The 22,016-nt window shown below is 60.8% G+C and carries 13 protein-coding genes; 10 read left to right on the forward strand and 3 right to left on the reverse strand.

The features are described 5' to 3' along the window. The first annotated feature begins 9 nt into the window (after positions 1–9). The 3 genes from ATY76_RS16230 to ATY76_RS16240 are packed head-to-tail and all read left to right on the forward strand — an operon-like array spanning position 10 to position 4,430. Complete coding sequence (locus ATY76_RS16230) at positions 10–1,500, forward strand: sugar transferase (protein ID WP_088675753.1); 1,491 nt, start codon at positions 10–12, stop codon at positions 1,498–1,500. A gap of 43 nt (positions 1,501–1,543) precedes the next feature. Next, entirely contained in the window at positions 1,544–2,587 is a 1,044-nt protein-coding gene (locus ATY76_RS16235) for a UDP-glucuronic acid decarboxylase family protein (RefSeq protein ID WP_088675754.1), read from the forward strand. A gap of 4 nt (positions 2,588–2,591) precedes the next feature. Then, the gene (locus ATY76_RS16240; RefSeq protein WP_088675755.1) at positions 2,592–4,430 is read left to right on the forward strand and encodes a glycosyltransferase; all 1,839 of its coding nucleotides are present in this window, start codon (positions 2,592–2,594) and stop codon (positions 4,428–4,430) included. Positions 4,431–4,583: 153 nt separating this feature from the next. Here ATY76_RS16240 and ATY76_RS16245 read toward each other — a convergent pair whose 3' ends face one another. Next, complete coding sequence (locus tag ATY76_RS16245) at positions 4,584–5,363, reverse strand: response regulator transcription factor (protein WP_088675756.1); 780 nt, start codon at positions 5,361–5,363, stop codon at positions 4,584–4,586. Between the two features lie 552 nt (positions 5,364–5,915). Between ATY76_RS16245 and ATY76_RS16250 the strand changes: the two genes are divergently transcribed. The 6 genes from ATY76_RS16250 to ATY76_RS16275 are packed head-to-tail and all read left to right on the forward strand — an operon-like array spanning position 5,916 to position 11,441. Then, complete coding sequence (locus tag ATY76_RS16250; RefSeq protein ID WP_088675757.1) at positions 5,916–6,422, forward strand: acyltransferase; 507 nt, start codon at positions 5,916–5,918, stop codon at positions 6,420–6,422. Further along, positions 6,419–7,456, forward strand: coding sequence for a Gfo/Idh/MocA family oxidoreductase (locus ATY76_RS16255; protein WP_088675758.1), 1,038 nt, complete (start codon positions 6,419–6,421; stop codon positions 7,454–7,456). Before ATY76_RS16250 ends, ATY76_RS16255 begins: the two co-directional genes overlap by 4 nt. Beyond that, positions 7,453–8,556 carry a DegT/DnrJ/EryC1/StrS family aminotransferase gene (locus ATY76_RS16260; protein ID WP_088675759.1) on the forward strand — a complete coding sequence of 368 codons (1,104 nt, stop codon included), beginning with the start codon at positions 7,453–7,455 and terminating at the stop codon, positions 8,554–8,556. The genes ATY76_RS16255 and ATY76_RS16260 overlap by 4 nt, the downstream gene beginning before the upstream one ends. Beyond that, a complete protein-coding gene (locus ATY76_RS16265; RefSeq protein WP_088675760.1) occupies positions 8,546–9,265 on the forward strand; it encodes an acyltransferase in 720 nt (239 codons plus the stop codon). Before ATY76_RS16260 ends, ATY76_RS16265 begins: the two co-directional genes overlap by 11 nt. After that, complete coding sequence (locus ATY76_RS16270) at positions 9,262–10,233, forward strand: NAD-dependent epimerase/dehydratase family protein (protein WP_088675761.1); 972 nt, start codon at positions 9,262–9,264, stop codon at positions 10,231–10,233. The genes ATY76_RS16265 and ATY76_RS16270 overlap by 4 nt, the downstream gene beginning before the upstream one ends. Next, entirely contained in the window at positions 10,230–11,441 is a 1,212-nt protein-coding gene (locus ATY76_RS16275; protein ID WP_088675762.1) for a DegT/DnrJ/EryC1/StrS family aminotransferase, read from the forward strand. The genes ATY76_RS16270 and ATY76_RS16275 overlap by 4 nt, the downstream gene beginning before the upstream one ends. A gap of 73 nt (positions 11,442–11,514) precedes the next feature. On the opposite strand, the gene ATY76_RS16280 is transcribed toward ATY76_RS16275, so the two are convergent. Next, complete coding sequence (locus ATY76_RS16280) at positions 11,515–13,023, reverse strand: O-antigen translocase (protein ID WP_088675763.1); 1,509 nt, start codon at positions 13,021–13,023, stop codon at positions 11,515–11,517. A gap of 52 nt (positions 13,024–13,075) precedes the next feature. Further along, positions 13,076–14,392 (reverse strand): polysaccharide biosynthesis/export family protein, encoded by a 1,317-nt coding sequence (locus tag ATY76_RS16285; protein ID WP_088675764.1) that lies wholly within the window; start codon positions 14,390–14,392, stop codon positions 13,076–13,078. Between the two features lie 525 nt (positions 14,393–14,917). Here ATY76_RS16285 and ATY76_RS16290 point away from each other — a divergent pair. Beyond that, entirely contained in the window at positions 14,918–21,934 is a 7,017-nt protein-coding gene (locus ATY76_RS16290; RefSeq protein WP_088675765.1) for a DUF4082 domain-containing protein, read from the forward strand. The last annotated feature ends 82 nt before the right edge of the window (positions 21,935–22,016 follow it).

A 22,016-nucleotide genomic window follows, 5' to 3' on the forward strand; every position in this document is an offset into this window, starting at 1 on the left:
TAAAGCGTCATGTCCTTATTTGCATCGACAGAAGTAAGACCGCGTCCGTCGAAGGCAGCGACATCAAGTGATATGACGGCGCGGGTGATCCCGGCAGGTTCCGTGCCGCCCATAGCAGCCAAGACCGCCGATGCCTTTGACTGGGCAGGGCCGAATATGCCCGAACTACGGCGTCGGCTTCCTCGGCTTGCAACCTCGTCCTTCCTGGTCGCCGGCGACATTGCGGGCTATTTGATTGCCTATTTTGTTCTCGTGTCCCTTCTCCCCGGTGGTTTGGAGGGCTCGCTGGTCGAGCGTACGTTCGCGATCGCAGCACTCGCCGCGATCATTCTTTACGCATCGGCCGGCCTCTATCCTGGATACCGGCTGCATGACCACGAACATCTGCGGCGGCGCACTTTAGCTGCCGTCAAGGTGGCTGTCTTGGCGGCGTTCGGAGCAGTTATCCTGCCGGAGGGGGAGCGACTGCTGCTTGCCACTATCGGGTTCCTCGCTCTCGGGCTGATAGTGCAGCCATTTGTGCATTGGCTTGCACGGGGCCTTTGCCGGAAGCTCGGAGTCTGGGGGGAGCGCGCGGTTGTCATCGGGGCAGGCAACCTTGCTCCCGCTCTCGTGGCCCATTTCAAGGACCACTGGCAGTATGGTATCATGCCGGAGCCTTTTTTCGCCGATACTTTGGAGGCATTGCCCGATGGCGGGTCCTCCATTGCCGTGGTTGCGGGCGACCCGGGCTCGCTGATACCCGATTTGGCGGTGATGCGCCGGAAGTTCGCCGAAGTCGTTCTGCTGTCCGACACGCCGAGCCTCAAGGTAAGCGGACTGCGACCCGCGGATGTCGGCGGAGAGATCGGTATTCGCCTCGCCACTTGTGAGAAGTCAGTGAACTCGGATCTGGTTCGACGGATCCTCGATCTCGCAATCGCCGTCCCTGCAATGATCGTGGTCGCGCCGTTCATCGCGTTCGCCGCGGCCGCAATCTATGCCATTGATCCAGGCCCCGTCTTCTTCCGGCATACCAGGGAGGGGCGGTCCGGCAAGCCGGTGCACGTTCTGAAATTGCGGACGATGTATCAGAATGCTGAACAGCGCCTTGAAGCACTGTTCCGAGACAACCCCGCTATGCGCGCGGAGTGGTTGAGCCATTTCAAGCTCAAGGAGGATCCGCGCGTCCTTCCGGTTATAGGACACATGCTGCGCTCTTCGAGCATCGATGAGCTTCCGCAATTGGTGAACATCATTGCGGGCGAGATGGCCATCGTCGGACCGCGTCCGTTCCCCGAATATCACCTCCTGGCCATGAACAGCGAATTTCGAGCCAAGCGCCGTTCCGTCACGCCGGGGCTCACGGGCCTTTGGCAAATATCCGAACGAAGCAATGCGGATATCGAGCTGCAGCAGCAACTTGACGAGTTCTACATCGACAATCGGTCCCTGTGGTTCGACTGCCAAATTCTTTTCAGCACAATCCCTGCGCTCTTCAAGCGCAGGGGAGCCTACTGACGATCCTCGCTTCGCGAAGCAACCATCAACAGGGAGCACACCAATGCACGGACAAAAACGAGTTATGGTAACCGGCGGCACCGGATTTCTGGGATCATTCCTGTGCGAAAGGCTTTTGCGAGAGGGCAATGACGTCCTCTGCGTGGACAATTACTACACCGGTTCGCGTGACAACGTGCTGCATCTTCTTGACGATCCTCGTTTCGAGGTGCTCCGCCACGACATTACCTTCCCGCTCTATGTGGAGGTCGACGAGATCTACAACCTCGCCTGCCCGGCATCTCCGGTCCACTATCAATTCGATCCGGTGCAGACCGTGAAGACCAACGTGCACGGCGCCATCAACATGCTCGGCCTGGCAAAACGCACCAAGGCGAAAATCTTCCAGGCCTCCACGAGCGAAGTGTACGGCGATCCGGCAGTCCATCCCCAGCCCGAGGAGTATCGCGGCAGCGTCAATCCGATCGGTCCCCGTGCCTGCTATGACGAAGGCAAGCGCTGCGCCGAAACGCTGTTCTTCGACTACCACCGTCAATATGGCGTGGAAATCCGCGTGGCGCGGATTTTCAATACCTACGGGCCGCGCATGCAGACCAATGACGGCCGCGTCGTCTCCAATTTCATCGTTCAGGCGCTTCAAAACGAGCCGATCACCATCTTCGGCAACGGCACGCAAACACGCTCCTTCTGCTATGTGGACGATCTGATCGAAGGCTTCATCCGCCTGATGGCGGCGCCGGCCGGGATGACAGGCCCGATCAATCTCGGCAATCCCGGCGAGTTCCAGGTCCGGGAACTGGCCGAAATGGTCATCGAAATGACCGGATCGAAATCAACCATCGTCTACAAGCCTCTGCCGGTCGATGACCCGACGCAGCGCAAGCCGGATATCAGCCGCGCAAAGCAGGATCTCGGCTGGCAGCCGACGGTGAACCTGCATGACGGGCTCGAGAAAACGATCGCTTATTTCGAGTGGAAGCTTTCCGGCGGCGCGCGGAACAGGCTCAACGTCAAGCCCTCGCAGGAGGCTTACCCGCATCTGGCGGCTCCGACCGTCGAACGCATTGCTCCGGAAGCCATTCGATAGGGACATGAATAGTAACGTTGATCAGCGAAAGCCGCGTCTCGTTTTCTTTCAATGGGACCATCAGCCCAATGCGAACGCGGCTGGTTACCTGCTGCTGCACATGCAGCAGCAGGTCAAATGCCTCGCAACACATTTCGATGTCGTCGTCATCAACCGCGACTGCGATTATGCGGAGATATGCGACAGGTACGAGCCGGATCTGACGCTGTTTGAAAGCGGCTATCGCTCGCATGGCTCACATCGGATAAAGATCACCAACACCAATACCCATTTCGCCGTACCGAAGCTTGGCCTTCACAATGCCGATCCATGGTGCGATCGGCGCGCGGGCTTCCTTTCCGATATGGAGCAGTGGGGCATCGAGACGTATTTCGCGATCGCAACCATGACTCCGGAATATATGCCGGCGGTGAAGGAGAATCTGTTCGTCTGGCCAAATTTCATCGATCCGGAAGTCTACCGCGACTATGGTCAGCAAAAGGTCATCCCGGTCACGCTGACAGGTCAAGCCTATGGCCTGTATCCCTGGCGACAGACGGTCTTTCCGATGATCCGGGACCGTTACCCCTGCCTGGTCTCACCGCAACACGCCTATGAGAGCAAGCTCGCTTCCCAGCTCCTGTCCGGAGAGGCTTATGCCCGCGCACTCAACGCGAGCCTCCTCGTCCCCACATGCGGCACCATGGGCGGCGAAGTCGTGCGCAAGCACTTCGAGATTCCAGGCGCGAGGGCCTGTCTCGTGACGGAACGCACGGCAGCAGTGGAAGCAGCCGGCTTTGTCGACATGGAAAACTGTGTCTTTGTTGACGGCCGCAACGTGGTCGAGCGACTGGATTACCTTTTTGCCCATCCCGACGAAATAGAGCGCATCACGGCAGCCGGTCACAGTTTGATCCATTCGCGCCATACACTGAGACACAGGCCGCAAATATATCAATGGTTTATGCTAAACAAAGACCTGCTCTTCGGCGAAAAGATCATCCAGTCCGGCCCTTTCGCGGATCTTGCAAAGGTCACGCGTATCTCCAAGCAAGAGAGCGTCCATATCGTGGGGCAAGCGAGCGATCGCGTTTTGCTGAAGCAGGGCGACTTGCTTCTCGAGGAGGGCAGGGTGGGGGAGGCCAAGCAGTGCTACGCACGCTGCCTGGACTATGTATCCTACCTGCCCGAAGCCAGATTCCGCCTTGCCATCTGTGCATTGCAGGAGGGCGACGCCGATCGCGCCCATGACCTTCTGGTGGACCTGGTTAAGGTGACCATGACCGAATATGGGGCGATAAACCCGGATCCGGTCGAGTGGGCGTACTTCCTTCTCTCTTTGATCTGCAGGGGCCAGTTTGAGCGGGCGCGGAAGCTGCAGGATTTCTACCCATCACTGTCCCACGACGAATCCAGGCGCGCGCGCCTCGTCATCTCGCAACTTAGTCGCTCAGGAGAAGGGAGCGTCTCGGGACGGTATGGCAGGGATCGAAGAAGCATTCACCAGATTCCCGAGCGGAGCGATTCCGAGTGGCTTGCATGGTTCTCCGATATTCTTGAGCGCTGTCATCAGCCAGATCTTGCAAATGTTCTTCGTGCCGCTCCTATTGGTGGAAGCGGGACTGACGAGAAACCAGCATCTCTACGCTTCAAACGTGACGCCTCCTGGCGCCTTCGACTATATTCCGGCGTCGATGGCCTCATGATCAAGCTGCGCCTGAATCGCCTGAGGCCGAATGTACCGCCTCTGCCGGAGTTCCGATATCTCTGGCATCTTGCGCGGGGTCTGGTCCCTCAGTCGCAGAGAGGCCTGTTGCGGAGGATTCGAATGGCGCTTTCCAAGCCTGTGGGCACCGGCAATTAGCTGTGGGGAATCCCACTCACCTGGAGAAGCGCGTATGAGAAACGCCCCAGGTAAAGCTGAAGGTGCTCCAACTGAGGCGTTCCGGCGTTAAATCGCGGACTCGGTGGCGTATTCGCCGCGCAGCCACCGAGGATGTTTAAAGCGAGAATGCGCTCAGCACAGGCTGTTTGCCGCAGAGCCGCCCGAAAGAAAAAGATCGTTGAGCTTGAACACGACTTCCGTTCTGTTTGTTGCTTTGACCTTTTTCATAATATTGCGAACATGCACCTTTACAGTGCTTTCTCGCAGGTTGAGCTCATAGGCGATGATCTTATTCGCCTTTCCGCGTCGGAGCGCCTCTACGACTTCCACTTGACGATCCGTGAATATGCCGGCCAGCGGACGTGCGGTCGAATTGCTCGAGTCCAGCAAGTGACGCATGGCGAACAGGGCGCTTGCAGGCACGAAAATTCCGCCCGCCACCGACAGGGCGATCAATTCCATGCAGACGCTGACGCTGACTGAAGCGGGTATGAACCCTTTGGCTCCGTACTCGAGCGCCCTGACGATCTGACCGAAATCGTCGCTGTCGGCCAATACGACGAGTGGCGTTGATACGAATTCCGATGAAAGTTTCCGGATTTGCTCCGAAACGGCCGGCTCATCGATTTTCTTGCCGCCGACGTTCAAGAGGATTGCCGAAAGCGGAGGATATTCATCGCGCTTCTGCTTCCACTCCTCAATTGATCCAAATGCCAGAATCTGCAAATCCGCTTTCTGGGCAGACATGCATTGCGCAAGGCATTGACGATCGAGCTCACGATTATCGAGAATGACAAGCGAATGCGTGTGTCTTCCCGGAACGGCAGGTGGGTTCGAATTGTTTTCCATCCTCAGCGGCAGAGCGACGTTCTCCTGCCTGAGGTCCAAATTTGGTATAAGTGCTGAATTCACAGCTTCACCCTCCCCTAACACGTTACGCTGAACTACGCCCCGAGTACCGACCCCTCTCAATACGGGGGTTTAGGAAACTCTAAAGTAGGAATCGAATACCACAGTTCGCGGAACGTTACAGTAGCTAATAAAGGCTAAGTCGCGCACAACTTCCATCATAATTCGGAAATCAAAAGATAAATCTGAAGTAGTCTTGCGTGTTACTGGATAATCTTCAGAATAAACTTATTTTTTACACCGTAGTTTTGCGGCGAGCCACTAAATGCATGGAAACAATCGCAGTCTCCGGCGTAGGATCGGCAGCGGATGCGGCCGGTGAGCCCGCCACCAACGTCGGTCGTTATATGATTAGGACGTAAGTCGTCCTAAGTAGATACGCCTTTAGGTGAATAACCTTAAACGTTTTGTTTCTTTACTCAGATGCAGAAAACAATTCTCTTTGAACTGTAGAAAAATATTAGTCCTGTCGGTGTGAAACCTCGGGTGCAATCAAGCGATTGTTTGTTTCAACTGAAAGTCTGGACCTGTTCAAGAGTAGGGGGTTTTGCAGGGATGATTGCAGCAAACGTCAAACTGGATGACGGCACCATTATCCACCATCCGGATCTTGTAAATCTTTACGGCTGCACGATCGGGGCGGGAACGCGCATCGGCACCTTCGTCGAGATTCAGAAAAACGCCGTCGTCGGAAAAGACTGCAAGATCTCCAGCCACTCCTTCCTCTGCGAAGGCGTGACGCTCGAGGACGGTGTTTTTATCGGCCATGGGGTGATGTTTACCAATGACACTTACCCGCGTGCCGTGAATGCGGACGGCAGTCTGCAGACGGAGGCCGACTGGGTCGTCATTCCCACACTGGTCAAGCGCCATGCATCGATCGGCAGCAACGCCACCATTCTGCCCGGCGTGACCATCGGAGAGGCCGCCCAGGTCGGCGCCGGCGCTGTCGTAACCAAGGATGTGCCTGACGGCGCTATTGTTGCCGGTGTCCCGGCCAGGATCACCGGTCACGTTCATGACCGGTCAGTAAACATGCAAGCGTTTGGAGGAATGCGATGATCGGCATTGCTGTTGTTGGATATGGATATTGGGGCCCGAACCTGGTTCGCAATATTTCGGAGGCGGGCGGCGCACAGCTCATTTCAGTCTGCGATCTCAATGTCGATCGGTTGGCGGCGGTGAAGAGCCGCTATCCGGCAGTGACGATCACCGATAATTTCGAGGAAGTCCTGCGTGATCCGAGAGTGGATGCGATCGCGATCGCGACGCCGGTCTCGACCCACTACAAGCTCGCAATGCAGGCAATGATGGCCGGAAAGCATGTCTTCGTCGAAAAGCCGATGGCGTCGACGACGGAGGAAGCATCCCGGATGGTCGAAGAGGCAGCGCGGCGACGCCTGGTGCTCGCCGTCGATCACACCTTCGTCCACACCGGCGCCGTCCGCAAAATGCGCGAACTGGTCGAAAGCGGCCTCGGCGACATGTATTATTATGACTCGGTTCGGGTCAATCTGGGGCTCTTCCAGCATGATGTCAGCGTCATCTGGGACCTTGCAGTGCATGATCTCTCCATCCTGGACCATGTCCTGCAGGAAAAGCCGGTGGCGGTTTCCGCGACGGGCATGAGCCATGTGCTCGGCGAGCCGGAGAACATCGCCTATCTGACGCTTTTCTTCGAGAGCAAGCTCATCGCTCATATCCACGTCAACTGGCTGGCGCCGGTCAAGGTGCGCCGCACGCTGATCGGCGGCAGCAACAAGATGATCGTCTATGACGACCTGGAGCCCAGCGAAAAGATCAAGGTTTATGACAAGGGCATCACCATGTGCCCAAATTCCGATGCCTATGGCGAGAAGGTGCACCAGATGCTGGTGGGATACCGCAGCGGCGACATGTGGGCGCCCAAGCTCGATATGACCGAGGCGTTGAAGCGCGAGCTGGATCAGTTCGTCGAGTGCATCGAGCAGAATTCGCGACCTATCACGGACGGGCAGGCCGGGTTGCGTGTCGTTCGGGTCCTTGAAGCAGCAAGCCGGTCGCTCGCTCAGCGCGGCCGTATCATCGAGCTCGAAGAGGCGAGGCTCATTGCATGATCCCGTTCCTCGATATCAAGGCACAATATCAATCGATCAAGAGCGAGATCGACGCCGCCGTGCTCGGCGTCCTCGCCTCCGGGCAATATGTCCTGGGCGAAGAGGTTCTGCGCTTCGAGCAGGAATTCGCCGACTATTGCAATGTCAAGCATGCAATAGCCGTCAATACCGGGACGAGCGCGCTGCATCTCGCTCTGCTTGCCGCAGGCATCGGCCCCGGCGATGAAGTCATCACGGTGCCCTTCACCTTCGTCGCCACCGTGTCGGCAATCTGCTACGCAGGCGCACGGCCGGTGTTCGTCGACGTCGAGCCCGTGACGCTCACCATGGATCCGGCCGGGATCGAGGCGAAGATAACCTCCCGGACCAAGGCCATCATCCCCGTCCATCTCTACGGTCAGATGGCCGATATGGACGCGATCAAGGCGATTGCCGATCGCCACGGCATCCCCGTCATCGAAGACGCCTGCCAGGCCCATGGAGCGCAATACAAGGGGCGGCGCGCCGGCAGCATCGGCGTATCGGGATGTTTCAGCTTCTATCCGGGCAAGAACCTCGGCGCCTGCGGCGAGGGAGGCCTTGTTGTCACCAATAACGACGACCACGCCAAGACGATGCGTATGCTGCGCGACTGGGGTCAGGAACAGCGCTACCACCATCTGCTGAAGGGGTTCAACTATCGCATGGACGCCATTCAAGGCGCGATCCTGCGGGTGAAGCTCCGGCATCTGGAGGACTGGACGGAGGCGCGCCGCGCTCATGCGCGCCGCTACTCGTCGCTGCTTGCTGGATTTCCACATTTGAAACTACCCGTCGAAACAGCCGACCGGCGTCACGTCTATCACGTCTATGCCGTCAGGAGCGCCGATCGCGAGGGACTCCAGCGTGTGCTCAGCGCCGAGGGTATACCCTCGGGATTGCACTACCCCATACCCGTCCATCTGCAGAAGGCCCATGCCGATCTCGGTTACCAGGCCGGCGATTTCCCCGTCTCGGAAGCCGCGGCACGCGAGGTGCTCTCCTTGCCGATCTATCCCGAGATGCCTTCACGGCATATCGACCAGGTCGCGGCCGCGCTGGAGTATGCCTATGTCAGCTAGTCATGCAAGCGGGGCCCGGATCGTGCAGGCGGTCCACGGCCGCCACGAACGGCCGGCGGATCCGGCTTATCAGGCCGGGCTCGCCGAAGAGCTCAGGCAATCATACGGGCGTGCGGGCCTGATCGAACTCTACGGTCGCTTTGCGACCGGAGACGGCCCTGTCGACACGCTGATGCGAAAAGCGATCTGGCAGGCGATCGCGCGGAGTTGCGGCACCGGATTGCAGGTTGCAGGCGGCGTTGGCTTCAAACATCCGGAAACATTCGAAATCGGCGATGGCGTGTTCATCGGCGCCCAGGCCTATATCCAGGGACGCTTCGACGGGACGTGCAAGATCGGCAACAATGTCTGGATCGGCCCGATGGCCTATTTCGACGCCCGCGATCTGGAGATCGGGGATTCTGTCGGCTGGGGCCCTGGCGCCAAGGTGCTGGGCTCGACCCACACGGCGCTGCCGGTGGACGTGCCGATCATTCGCACGGATCTTGAAATCAGGCCGGTGCGCATCGGCGCGGAGGCCGACATCGGAACGAATGCGACCATTCTTCCCGGGGTGACCATCGGGAAGGGGGCGATCATTGGAGCGGGGGCAGTCGTCGTTTCCGACGTCGAGCCGTTCTCGGTCGCCGCAGGCGTACCTGCGAAATTCATACGTTGGCGTTCGGAGAATGATCCGATGACGAACAAGTCGCGTGAGGGAAGATCATGAGAAACAAACGAGTGCTCATCACCGGCGGCGCCGGTCTGATCGGTTCGCATATCGCCGATCTTGTCGCCTTGGAAAAACCTCGCGAAATCATCGTCCTCGACAATTTCGTGCGCGGGCGCCGGGACAATCTCAGCACGGCGATATCAAGCGGGTCCGTCAACATCATCGACGGAGATATCCGCGACAGAGCGCTTCTGGCGAAAACCTTCGAAGGCGTCGACACCGTCTTCCACCAGGCGGCGATCCGCATCACGCAATGCGCCGAAGAACCGCGGCTCGCCTTCGATGTGCTGGCCGAAGGCACATTCAATGTTCTCGAAGCTGCCGTGAAGGCAGGCGTGTCGAAGGTCGTTGCTGCCTCCTCCGCCTCGGTGTTGGGCCTTGCCGAAAGCTTCCCGACCACAGAGCAGCATCACCCCTACAATAACCGGACGATCTACGGCGCGGCCAAGACCTTCAACGAGGGCTTGCTGCGCAGCTTCGCCGATATGTACGGCCTGCGCTATGTGGCGCTGCGCTATTTCAACGTCTACGGGCCGCGAATGGACGTTTACGGCGCCTACACCGAAGTTCTGATCCGCTGGATGGAACGTCTGGCGGCCGGAATGCCGCCGCTCATCTATGGAGACGGCAGCCAGACGATGGATTTCGTCGATGCACGCGATATCGCGCGGGCAAATATTCTCGCCGCCAAGAGCGACGTCACCGACGAAGTCTTCAATGTCGCCAGCGGCCAGGAAATAAGTCTTCTGGAACTCGCTCAGATGCTGAGCAGCGTCATGGGCGTTTCGCTCGAGCCGCAGCACAAGGAGGCCCGGACGGTCAATGGCGTCACCCGTCGTCTCGCCGATATCAGCAAGGCCGAACGGTTGCTCGGATTCAAGGCGGAAATCTCGATGGAACAAGGGCTTCGTGACCTCGTCGCGTGGTGGCAGCAGCAGACCGCCGCGGGGGGAGCGGCAGCATGAGCGCGCCTCAATCCGCAATTCCGGTCGCCAAACCCGTTCTCGGGGAAGAAGAGGCCGAGGCCGTGCGCCGCGTCATTCTGTCAGGATGGGTGACGCAGGGACCCGAGGTCGCCGCTTTCGAGAGCGAGTTCGCATCCTTTGTCGGCGCTCCGCACGCCTGCGCCATTTCCAACTGCACGACCGCGCTTCATCTGGCCTTGAAGGCGGCCGGCGTCGGTTCCGGCGATGAAGTCATCACCGTCAGCCATTCATTCATCGCCACCGCCAACGCTGTTCGCTACTGCGATGCGGTGCCCGTCTTTGTCGACATCGAGCCGGATGGGTACAATATCGACCCCGGCTTGATCGAAGCCGCGATCACACCCCGCACCAAGGCGATCCTGTGCGTGCATCAGCTCGGCATGCCTTGCGATCTCCGCTCGATCGTGGAGATCGGCAAGCGCCATTCGATACCCGTCATCGAGGATGCGGCCTGCGCGACGGGAAGCGAAATCCTGTGGGAAGGGCGCTGGGAAAAGATCGGCAAACCCCATGGCGATATTGCCTGCTTCTCCTTCCATCCCCGAAAGGTCGTCACCACGGGCGATGGCGGCATGCTGACGACGGCGAATCCGGACTATGACCGGAAATTCCGGCTATGGCGCCAGCATGGCATGAGCGTCACCGACGCTGTCCGCCACGGCTCCAAGCAGGTGATCTTCGAGGACTATGACGAGCTAGGCTACAACTACCGCATGACCGACCTCCAGGCGGCGGTCGGACGGGTGCAGCTGCGCCGGCTGCCGGAGCTTGTTGCGCAACGACGGCGATTCGCCTCGCAGTATTGCGAGGGCCTGTCCACCATCCCCGGTCTGTCGATTCCGGTCGAGCCCCGCTGGGCTCGCAGCAACTGGCAAAGCTTCTGCGTGAGACTGTCCGATGAAATCGACCAGCGGGCCGTCATGCAGGCGCTGCTCGATCAAGGAATATCGACGCGACGCGGTGTGATGAATATTCATCTGGAGGGAGCCTATGCCGGCCAAAACTCCCATCGCGCCGCCACCAGCCTGACGCGAAGCGTTTCGGCGCAGCAACAGACGATCATCCTGCCGCTTTACGCCCAGATGACGGAGGTCGATATCGAAAGGGTCATCGGGGCATTGCGCCAGGCCGTTGCCGACGCCGAACGCGTCGTCCGTCAGCCCGAGCAGGACGTCGTACCTGCCTGAAGCAATGCCTGCCTGCTGAGGCGTGTGGATAGAACATCAGAAAAGCCGCGCATCGTCCGATGCGCGGCTTTTCTCATGCGGATTTCGTGATCCATCCCCTGACGATTGCGGGCAGCGATTCCGGTGGAAGCAGTTCCACCAGCATGCGCAGCGAGTAAAGCCCGGTCACGACGACGGCGACGCAGCCGATCACCGTCGCCGACCATGCCGGCAGGAGTAAAAAGCCTGAGACGACCAATCCCGATGCAGGCAGGAACAGAAGCGCGTGCCTGCGATTGGCGCGCGACCAGCGAAAGCCGGTAAGCCGGCGCACGATCACGTAAATCAGAATACTATGCCAGACATAGAGGCCGAAGAACGCCATGCCGGCCCCTAGCGTGCCGAGCTTCGATACGAAGAGCCAGGCGAGCCCCACATGCACCAGCGTTGCCGCGACCTCCGTCCAGAAGAAGATCGTTTGCGCACCCTTCGCCAGCACGATGAAACCCATCGGCCAGGCGATGATCCTGAGCATCATTCCAAGGCAGATCCAGCGCAGAAGCTCCACGGCTCCATGAAACTCGGCCGAATAGAACAAGCTCATGACGAGCGGCGCCAGGGTCAGGGTGGCGATCAGGCCGGGGCCTGCCAGCAGCATGCTGATTTCCGCTTGCTCATTGACCAGCCGGTTGCACTCGGCATTGTTGTCCGTGGTTGCGGTCAAGCGCGGATAGAAGTCCGTTCCCATCGCCTGAAGAATGAAGCCGGCATACAGCCCCCCGAGCGCCCAGGCCGCCTGATACAATCCCGCCGCGACGACGCCCCCTTCATTCAGCACGATGATGCGGATGGCATAGGCCGCGCCGAAGGTCAGAAGCCCGCTTGCCATGAAGGCGACGCCGAGTCTGAACAGAGCCTTGGCTTCCCGGCCGAACTGGCGCGCCGACATCGGCGGCGGGCGGGCGGATATTTGTTTGCTGTACCACCAGGTGGGAAGAAGCGACACGGCCGCGATCGCCACGAGAGAGGGTGCGATCGCCCGCTCACCGAACAGATAGATCAACGGGATGCTGACGATCGTGCCGAAGAGGCCCGAAAGCACGTTGATGCGGGCGAGATTTGCGATGCCCCGCAAGCCCTGGATCAACGCGGCCTGCCCGGCAGACACGATCCGGAAGAATACCGCGAGCGACAGCAGCACGATGCCGCCGGCATGCTGGTAGTCGCCGAAGGTGTAATTCGACACCGGAAACGCCAGCGCCGCAAGCAAAAGCGCGCCAAGCAACCCGAGCACCAGCGAGATGCGCCGGAGCGCTGTCGCCGACCTCGCGATCTTCTCTTCGTCGCCGGCGCCCGCCGCTTCGGCGACCCGGCGCACGCCGCTGCTGCTCACGCCGAGACCCGCTATCGCTTGCGCAATATCGAGGATCGCCCCGTAAAGGCCGAGAAGCCCTATACCTTCAGGACCGAGCAGAAGAGCGAGCGCCTTGTTGCGAACGATGCTCAGGGCGACATTTACCAGCGATGACCCGCCCATCAGCATCGTCGACTTCAGGATTTGGGTATAAGTCTGACCGCTGGGTGGGATCATGCGTAACGTCATCGATCAACTCCAGCCGTAAGGCCCGGGTTGGAGCCTGTCCGCACGTCGCGGGTCACTGGACGGCTCGATCTGCGAGCGTCTGAGATTCGAAAGACGGTCCCGTGTTGGCCTGTGGCGCATTCTCCAGAATGCGCGGCTGAACGATCCTCACCACATCGCCCGGTACCAGCACCGTCGTTTCCGAGGCTTCGAACTGACTGATTTGTCCGTCGCTGCGACGGGTCACGCTGAAGGTAAGCGGGAGGTCAACGACCAGGTTCTTGACGCCGTCATTGCTCCCAAGGTCGGTGATGAGCAGCTTCTGCAGTGTTTCGCGCTTCAGCTTGAATTGATCGAGATTTGCCCGCTCGGACTGTGCTTCGATCGCCACTTCGCTCCGGCGTGTGTCGTAGAGCCCCTCGAGGTTGCGCGTCGCCTCGCTGACCGCCTGGCGGCCCCGCATGACCGCGGTTACAAGGTCGAGCTTGTCGGAGCGGTAGGTCGTCAGCAACCGTTCCAGATCCATCTGCCTTGACGACACCGTCAGGCCCTTCTGGACCAGGGATTTGACGCTGGCCAACTGGTCCTCGACAGTTTTGATAATGTCGTCTGCGCCGGTCAGTTTCTCTTCCAGCGTCGAGATCTCGGTGGTCAAAAGATCGCGCAGTTCGGTGAACGCCCTTGCCTGCCTCTCCACCGCATTGGCGCGAGCCCGAAAGATAATTCTTTCCTGATTGTATATGGCGGCGGCAAATTGCTGATCGGCGCCGGTCGCCTGATCGAAGACGATGTCCTTCGCTCCATCCATCTCCGCCTGGAGCCGCGCCAGCCGCGCGCTGCTGCGCAGGATCGAATGATCGATCTCGCGCAATTCTCCGACGATCTGGATCGAATGCGTTTCCTCCTGTTCCTTGGCGCGACGCGGACCGCCGCTCATGGCAAGCGATTGCAGGACGGTCAGTCCGGGGTGGAAACTGTATTGCCCAGGCGTGGTCACGTCTCCCACGACGTAGATCGGCGGGTATTCGAGAATTTCGATGCTGACCGCCGGTGCCTGAACCAAACCGATCTTTTCCTGCAGACGCTTGCCGATCTCGTTTGTAAGGTCGGCGTCTTTCAGATTGCCGACGGAAATAGATCCAATGAACGGTAGGGAGACCGTACCGTCCTCGGAGACGCTGTATTCGCCGCCAAGCGCATCCCAGCGTTCATACTGGCCCTTGGACTGCATCCACTGGACGATCGTCAGGCGAATTTTCGTTTGTGGCGCCAAGGACGCGCTGTCGGCGAGAGCCGGCGGCGCGGCTCCGGCCAGAAAAACGAATGCGCTGATGGCAAACGTCGCGCAAAGGAGCGAGTGAGGGGTGCGGTGCGATGAATTCATGTACATATCTCGCCTGCAAAACACCCTTAAACGGATGCCAGTCCACGCTTTGACGCTGTTCGGCCGCCAAACGACAGGTTCGGAGCCGCATCGCTAGTGTGCAATCTGGCGAAGCCTTGAGGAAGGTGGAGGCCGCTTGCTTTGCCTCATCACTATTGATGAGGTGGGAGAGGGTGCCTCAGCCTAATCGAGCAGGAGCACATATCCCGCGCGGCGCAGAGCTATCATCCCGGAAGATCAAAGGTTTGCATGGAGGAATAGGCACGCTGGCCGAGAGGGGCGGCGACCAGCTGCGGCGCCGGGCCGTGATCGGGCAAGATCGAAGATGCCGCAATTCCAAGAGCCTCTGCCGTTGCTCGAAGTCCAGTGTGCGGCTTCCTGGTGGGGCAAAACGGCCGCTTGCCCAAAGGATGCCGCCTGTAGAGCGAAAGGCGTAGGATATATTCTGCTCCTTTTCGACTATACTTGGGAGCTTCGTATTTAAGCGATCATCATAGATTCGATCCTATTAATTTCACGAGGGTTTCTCTCATGTATCGCAACGCTCGCCGGTGGACTTCGCGCTCGCTCCTGATGGATTCGTTGGTTCCCCGATGGTTGACGGTCGGCGGAAAGGAGAGGCCGCGCAAGCCTGGAAAGCACGGCGATAGCGCTCAACTCGCGGCAGCGGCGCAAACCGTGGATGGAAGCAAGCCGGGCACCCTTGTCGACGATCCCCATGAGGACGCGGCGCTCAACGAGCATGATACCAGGCAGAGCGCAGACGTGAATGGCGAGGCGGTTAGTCGGGCCGACGACAGCCCCGCAGCGCCGCCCTTGCCTGACGCTTTCACGATCAATCGCGAAATAGGAGAGCGAAGCGGTGATATGACCCGGTCTGTGCTCTCCTCTCAGGCGCCGGGTTTCGTCCATTTCGCACCGGATGCGGACAGAGTTGCGTTTGGGGCAACGCCGCGCACTTATCCTGGCATGAGCTCCCTAGGCGACGATCCTCTTGCTTCGTACCTGCCGCAAGGCTCTGCACCGACAGCGTCCGGGCAAGCTTCCGCTACGGTGGCGGCTGAGCGGTCACACTCGGGCAGCGTCGTCATTCTCGAATCGACGCCGTCAGCGCAGTCGACCGCGCAGCATGCCGGAGCGAATGCGCTGGCGTTCGGCATGCCCTTTGGTGTGTGCGGGTGCGGCTACTTTACCTCCCCGACGCGTATCCTCGATTGGGCCCATGGCGGCGCCCTGCTGCAGCAGGACGGCCAATTGCCGGGAACCAAGCTGACCGAGGGGCCGGACTATGTGGCGACGATCAAGCGGGCCATTGGCGCCTCGATCAGCGACCCGCTCCTCGATCGTGACCTGTCGCCTCTTTCGGGCTGGCGCGGAACCGCGAACTGGACAGAATCAACGGTTAACGGATCATTGCCAGGCGGCGGAGAGACAGGAAAGGGCACCACCACGAAAGGTGTCGGCGTCCTTTCCGGCTCGGTGACGACGCCACCCCAACCTTCTGCGCAGCGATCGTTGACAACGCAAAATCTGGCGGCCGCAGCAGCAAGCAACGCGATTGTATTGGAAAACCAGAAGCAGGGTAACCCGGAGAGCGAATGGGGCATCGACGGTGCCGGCAGCTCCAACATCGAGGGGTTCGCGACAGACATCAGCGTCGACAACGGCAAGACGATCAACTTCAAGATCAATACCAACTCCACCAACTACCGGATCGATATTTATCGCCTCGGCTATTATGGCGGCATGGGCGCCCGCAAGGTTCACACCATTCAGCACACCGGTTTGCAGACGCAGCCCAATGCGTTGCGCAACGCCACGACCGGAACGGTGGATGCCGGCAACTGGGCGGTCTCGGCGTCGTGGACCGTGCCGGAGGACGCCGTCTCAGGCGTCTACATCGCCAAGCTCGTCCGTCAGGATGGCACCTCCGGCGAAAATCACATCCCGTTCATCGTCCGTGACGACTCCAGCCAAAGCGATATCGTCTTTCAGACGGCAGACCAGACCTGGCAGGCTTACAACGGCTGGGGCGGCGCAAATCTCTATGGCGGCAACGGCCCGGCGACGGGGCAGGGTGCTGGTCGCGCCTATGCGGTCAGTTATAACAGACCGATTGCGACCCGCGGTGGGGTCGGCACTTTTGCCGGCCCGCAGGACTATCTGTTCGGCGCCGAATATGCGGGCATCTACTGGCTGGAACAGAACGGCTATGACGTCTCCTACCTGTCGGGTGTCGACGTTGACCGCTACGGCAGCCTGCTGCTCAATCACAAGACCTATATCGACGCCGGGCATGACGAATACTGGTCGGGGCAGCAGAGAACGAATGTCGAAGCTGCGCGCGATGCCGGCGTCAACTTGATGTTCTGGAGCGGCAACGAGGTTTATTGGCGCACCCGCTGGGGCAATGCCTATAGCGCCGACGGCACGCCTTATCGCACTTTGATCACCTACAAGGAGACATGGGCCGGATCCGGCATCGATCCTTCCAACGAATGGACGGGCACTTTCCGCGATCCACGCTTCAGCCCGCCTGCCATCGGCGGCGGAAGCCCGGAAAACTCACTGACCGGGCAGTTGTTCAAGGTCGACGACGTCGGCAGCAATCTCCAGGCGATCACTATTCCCTACGACGACGCCAATCTGCGTTTCTGGCGCAATACGAGCGTCGCCAACCTTCAGCCTGGCCAGACGGCAACGCTCACCAAGAACTATCTCGGCTACGAGTGGGACGAAGCGTCCGACAACGGCTTCGACCCGGCGGGCCTTGTCAAGCTGTCGTCGACAACGCTTCCGGTCAGCACCTACCTGCTCGATTATGGCAACACGACCGGCAATGCGACCGCCACCCATAATCTGACGCTCTATCGCGCGCCGAGCGGTGCGCTGGTGTTCGGCGCCGGCACCGTCTACTGGACTTGGGGCCTGAGCGACAATCACGATCTCACGGCGACGCCGACGGACCCACGCGTGCAGCAGGCGATGGTCAACCTGCTTGCCGATATGGGCATTCAGCCCGGGACGCTGCAATCCGGGCTCGTCGCCGGGACCGCTTCGGCGGATCAGGCTGCTCCGACCTCCGTCATCACGGTGCCCGGGACGGTGGCCGTTGGATCCAGCGTGACGATCACAGGCACCGCTGCCGACACGGGCGGCGGGGTGGTCGCCGGCGTCGAGGTTTCGACCGACAACGGCGCGAGCTGGCATCCAGCGACAGGCGATGAAAACTGGACCTATAGCTGGTCGCCGCAGGTTGCCGGCAGCTACACGATCCGGTCCCGCGCCGTAGACGACAGCATCAACCTCGAAACACCCTCGGCCGGACGCACGGTCACCGTCAGCGGACCGAGTTACACGTCCCTTTTCGGCTCGGCGACGCCGGCTATCGTCAACACAAACGATAGCTCAGCCGTCGAACTCGGGGTCCGCTTCCAGACCTCCGTGGCAGGGACGGTCAGCGGCATTCGTTTTTACAAGGGCAGCCTGGACACGGGCACGCACACAGGTTCACTCTGGTCGAGCACGGGCACGCGGATCGCCACTCTCACCTTCACCAACGAGACCGCCAGCGGCTGGCAGACCGCGTTTTTTTCCAGTCCTGTGGCATTGACGCCCGGGCAGGTCTATACGGCGTCTTACCATACCAATACCGGCCGTTACTCGACCACCGCCGACTATTTCCTCTCCAATGTGACGAGCGGCCCGCTGACGGCACCGGCGACCGGCAACGGCGTATACAGATACGGCAGCAGCAGCCTGTACCCGACGGCCACCTTTAATGAGACGAATTACTGGGTCGATGTGATGTTCAATCCCTCGACGTCAGGCAACACGACGCCGACGGCGGTTGCCGATGCGGGGGATGCGACCGAGAAGGGCGGGGTGGCCAACGGCTCGGGCGGTGTGGTCGCCAGCGGCAATGTCTTGACCAACGACACCGATCCGGATGCCGGCGACACCAAGACGGTGACGGCGGTCCGCTTCGGCACGACATCGGGCACGCTCGGCACGGCCCTCAGCGGCACCTATGGCAGTCTCGTGCTCAATGCATCGGGCGCCTACAGCTATGCCGTCAATGAGGCCAACAGCGCCGTGCAGGGACTGCGCCTGTCGACCAACACGCTGAGCGAGGTCTTCAGCTATACGATGCGCGACACGTCGGGCGCCACCGCCACGGCAAACATCACCATCACCATCCACGGCGCCAATGATGCGCCGGTGCTGGCCGTCCAGACGGCGAGTCAGAATGCCACCGTCGGCTCGGCCTTCTCCTTCGCGGTGCCGTCCACGACCTTCACCGATGTCGATAACGGCGAAACGCTGGCCTATGCGGCCACGGCCGCCGACGGCACGGCGCTGCCCTCCTGGCTCACCTTCAACGCCACGACGCGCACCTTCAGCGGCACGCCGACAGCAACCGGCACCTACGGCGTCAGGGTGACGGCAACCGATCTCGGCGGCCTTTCGGCCAACGAGACCTTCAATATCGCCGTGTCGACATCAGGCAACACGACGCCGACGGCAGTTGCCGATGCCGGGGATGCGACGGAAAAGGGCGGCGTCGCCAACGGCTCCGGCGGCGTCGCCGCCAGCGGCAATGTCTTGACCAATGATACCGATCCGGATGCCGGCGACACCAAGACGGTGACGGCGGTCAGCTTCGGGGCGACATCGGGCACGCTCGGTGCAGCGCTGAACGGCGCCTATGGCAGTCTGGTGCTCAACGCATCGGGTGCCTATAGCTATGCCGTCAATGAGGCCAACAGCGCCGTGCAGGGACTGCGCCAGTCGACCAACACGCTGAGCGAGGTCTTCAGCTATACGATGCGCGACGCTGCCGGCGCCATCGCCACGGCAAACCTGACCGTCACCATCCACGGCGCCAATGATGCGCCGGTGCTCGCCGTCCAGACGGCAAACCAGAATGCCACCGTCGGCTCGGCCTTCTCCTTCGCGGTGCCGTCCACGACCTTCACCGATGTCGACAGCGGCGAAACGCTGGCCTATGCGGCCACGGCCGCCGACGGCACGGCGCTGCCCTCCTGGCTCACCTTCAACGCTTCGACGCGGACCTTCAGCGGCACGCCGACGGCAGCCGGCACCTATGGCGTCAGGGTGACGGCGACCGATCTCGGTGGCCTCGCCGCCAACGAGACCTTCAATATCACTGCGACGGTGGCGCCTGCGACCTACAGCCTGTTCAGTGCCTCCAGCACGCCGGCCCAGACGAACCTCAACGACGGCCAGCAGCTCGAGCTCGGCGTCAAGTTCCAGTCGAACGTCGCCGGTGACGTCACCGCCATCAGGTTCTACCGCAGCGCCAACGACAACGGGCAAAACGTCGTCGACCTGTGGACCTCCACCGGCACCAGGCTCGCCACCGCCACCTTCACCAACACCACGGCGAGCGGCTGGCAGACGGTGAACTTTGCAACACCCGTCACCATCACAGCCAACACCACCTATGTCGCCTCCTATCACACAACAGGCGCATACGTGGCGACCAACAATTTTTATACGGCCGCGGTCACCAATGGTCCGTTGACGGCCCAGTCAAGTGCCGTCGCCGGCGGCAATGGCGTCTACCGTTATGGCGGATCTGCCACCACAGGCATTTTCCCGAATGCCAGCTTTAACGCATCCAATTACTTTGCCGATGTGGTCTTCCGGCCGTCGACGTCAGGCAACACGACGCCGACGGCGGTTGCCGATGCGGGGGATGCGACCGAGAAGGGCGGGGTGGCCAACGGCTCGGGCGGTGTGGTCGCCAGCGGCAATGTCTTGACCAACGACACCGATCCGGATGCCGGCGACACCAAGACGGTGACGGCGGTCCGCTTCGGCACGACATCGGGCACGCTCGGCACGGCCCTCAGCGGCACCTATGGCAGTCTCGTGCTCAATGCATCGGGCGCCTACAGCTATGCCGTCAATGAGGCCAACAGCGCCGTGCAGGGACTGCGCCTGTCGACCAACACGCTGAGCGAGGTCTTCAGCTATACGATGCGCGACACGTCGGGCGCCACCGCCACGGCAAACATCACCATCACCATCCACGGCGCCAATGATGCGCCGGTGCTGGCCGTCCAGACGGCGAGTCAGAATGCCACCGTCGGCTCGGCCTTCTCCTTCGCGGTGCCGTCCACGACCTTCACCGATGTCGATAACGGCGAAACGCTGGCCTATGCGGCCACGGCCGCCGACGGCACGGCGCTGCCCTCCTGGCTCACCTTCAACGCCACGACGCGCACCTTCAGCGGCACGCCGACAGCAACCGGCACCTACGGCGTCAGGGTGACGGCAACCGATCTCGGCGGCCTTTCGGCCAACGAGACCTTCAATATCGCCGTGTCGACATCAGGCAACACGACGCCGACGGCAGTTGCCGATGCCGGGGATGCGACGGAAAAGGGCGGCGTCGCCAACGGCTCCGGCGGCGTCGCCGCCAGCGGCAATGTCTTGACCAATGATACCGATCCGGATGCCGGCGACACCAAGACGGTGACGGCGGTCAGCTTCGGGGCGACATCGGGCACGCTCGGTGCAGCGCTGAACGGCGCCTATGGCAGTCTGGTGCTCAACGCATCGGGTGCCTATAGCTATGCCGTCAATGAGGCCAACAGCGCCGTGCAGGGACTGCGCCAGTCGACCAACACGCTGAGCGAGGTCTTCAGCTATACGATGCGCGACGCTGCCGGCGCCATCGCCACGGCAAACCTGACCGTCACCATCCACGGCGCCAATGATGCGCCGGTGCTCGCCGTCCAGACGGCAAACCAGAATGCCACCGTCGGCTCGGCCTTCTCCTTCGCGGTGCCGTCCACGACCTTCACCGATGTCGACAGCGGCGAAACGCTGGCCTATGCGGCCACGGCCGCCGACGGCACGGCGCTGCCCTCCTGGCTCACCTTCAACGCTTCGACGCGGACCTTCAGCGGCACGCCGACGGCAGCCGGCACCTATGGCGTCAGGGTGACGGCGACCGATCTCGGTGGCCTCGCCGCCAACGAGACCTTCAATATCACTGCGACGGTGGCGCCTGCGACCTACAGCCTGTTCAGTGCCTCCAGCACGCCGGCCCAGACGAACCTCAACGACGGCCAGCAGCTCGAGCTCGGCGTCAAGTTCCAGTCGAACGTCGCCGGTGACGTCACCGCCATCAGGTTCTACCGCAGCGCCAACGACAACGGGCAAAACGTCGTCGACCTGTGGACCTCCACCGGCACCAGGCTCGCCACCGCCACCTTCACCAACACCACGGCGAGCGGCTGGCAGACGGTGAACTTTGCAACACCCGTCACCATCACAGCCAACACCACCTATGTCGCCTCCTATCACACAACAGGCGCATATGTGGCGACCGATGGCTTCTTCACCAACGGCGTCAGCAACGGCCCGCTGTCGGCGCTATCCAGCGCTGCCGCCGGCGGCAATGGGGTCTATGCCTATGGCGGATCTGCCACCACGGGTCTCTTCCCCACCAATACCTACGATTCGGCAAATTATTACGCCGATGTGGTCTTCCGACCGCAGCTTGTCGCGTGATGCCTTGGATAAGATCAGGAATGGCTTTGGAATGACGTTGATGCGCGGCAAATGTTCGCCACGGCCATGAGGACGCTAATGA

Origin of the sequence: Rhizobium sp. R339, assembly GCF_002211395.1 — a bacterium.
Taxonomy (GTDB): Bacteria; Pseudomonadota; Alphaproteobacteria; order Rhizobiales; family Rhizobiaceae; genus Rhizobium.